Origin of the sequence: Pseudomonas sp. NPDC087598, assembly GCF_044743525.1 — a bacterium.
In the GTDB taxonomy this organism is placed as follows: domain Bacteria; phylum Pseudomonadota; class Gammaproteobacteria; order Pseudomonadales; family Pseudomonadaceae; genus Aquipseudomonas.
Map to the genome: position 1 here is coordinate 2,975 of NZ_JBIUWQ010000117.1, position 1,478 is coordinate 4,452.

The 1,478-nt window shown below is 60.7% G+C and carries 1 protein-coding gene; it reads left to right on the top strand.

Annotated elements, in window-relative coordinates:
- Positions 1–12: 12 nt before the first annotated feature.
- On the top strand, positions 13–1,407 hold the full coding sequence (sthA, locus tag ACIOWE_RS29595) for a Si-specific NAD(P)(+) transhydrogenase (protein ID WP_127929145.1): 1,395 nt from the start codon (positions 13–15) through the stop codon (positions 1,405–1,407).
- The last annotated feature ends 71 nt before the right edge of the window (positions 1,408–1,478 follow it).

The window sequence follows — 1,478 nt, forward strand, 5'->3', positions numbered from 1 at the left end:
TGAGGAGTACGCATGGCTGTCTACAACTACGACGTGGTGGTGCTGGGTTCCGGCCCGGCGGGAGAAGGCGCGGCAATGAACGCCGCCAAAGCAGGGCGCAAGGTCGCGATGGTCGACAGCCGTCGCCAGGTCGGCGGCAACTGCACCCACCTCGGCACCATCCCGTCCAAGGCACTGCGTCACTCGGTGCGGCAGATCATGCAGTTCAACACTAACCCGATGTTCCGGGCGATCGGCGAGCCACGCTGGTTCTCCTTCCCGGACGTGTTGAAAAGCGCCGAGAAGGTCATTTCCAAACAAGTTGCTTCGCGTACCGGCTACTACGCCCGCAACCGCGTCGACGTGTTCTTCGGCACCGGCAGCTTTGCCGACGAGCAAACCATCGAAGTGGTCTGCGCCAACGGCGTGGTCGAGAAACTGGTGGCCAAGCACATCATCATCGCCACCGGCTCGCGCCCATATCGCCCGGCGGACATCGATTTCCACCACCCGCGTATCTACGATAGCGACACCATCCTCAGCCTCAACCACACCCCGCGCAAACTGATCGTTTACGGCGCCGGCGTGATCGGTTGCGAATACGCGTCGATCTTCAGTGGTCTGGGTGTACTGGTCGAGCTGGTCGATAACCGCGGTCAGTTGCTGAGCTTCCTCGACTCGGAAATCTCCCAGGCGTTGAGCTACCACTTCAGCAACAACAACATCACCGTGCGCCACAACGAAGACTACGATCGTGTGGAAGGCGTCGACAACGGCGTGATCCTGCACCTCAAGTCGGGCAAGAAGATCAAGGCTGACGCCTTGCTCTGGTGCAACGGCCGTACCGGTAACACTGATCAGTTGGGTCTGGAAAACATCGGCGTCAAGGTCAACAGCCGTGGCCAGATCGAAGTGGACGAGGCGTACCGCACCTGTGTGCCGAACATCTACGGCGCAGGCGACGTGATCGGCTGGCCGAGCCTGGCCAGTGCCGCCCACGACCAGGGTCGTTCGGCAGCCGGCAGCATTGTTGATAACGGTAGCTGGCGCTTTGTGAATGACGTGCCGACCGGCATTTACACCATTCCGGAGATCAGCTCGATCGGCAAGAACGAGCAGGAACTGACGCAGGCCAAAGTGCCTTACGAAGTCGGCAAGGCGTTCTTCAAGAGCATGGCGCGTGCGCAGATCGCCGGTGAGCCGCAAGGCATGCTGAAAATCCTGTTCCACCGTGAAACCCTGGAAGTGCTGGGCGTTCACTGCTTCGGTTATCAGGCGTCGGAGATCGTCCACATCGGTCAGGCGATCATGAACCAGCCGGGCGAACTGAACACCCTGAAGTACTTCGTCAACACTACGTTCAACTACCCGACCATGGCTGAAGCCTATCGGGTAGCGGCGTACGACGGCCTCAACCGGCTTTTTTGACGGGCTCCGGCCGGTGGCCTGAGCCGGCCGGGGAGACCGAGTTCAGCACTTCTCGAGGGGGGCAGTGGCCA

Bases quoted from the DNA above. Each gene is read 5' to 3' on its own strand.
- sthA (WP_127929145.1), top strand. From the start codon at position 13: ATGGCTGTCTACAACTACGACGTGGTGGTGCTGGGTTCCGGCCCGGCG.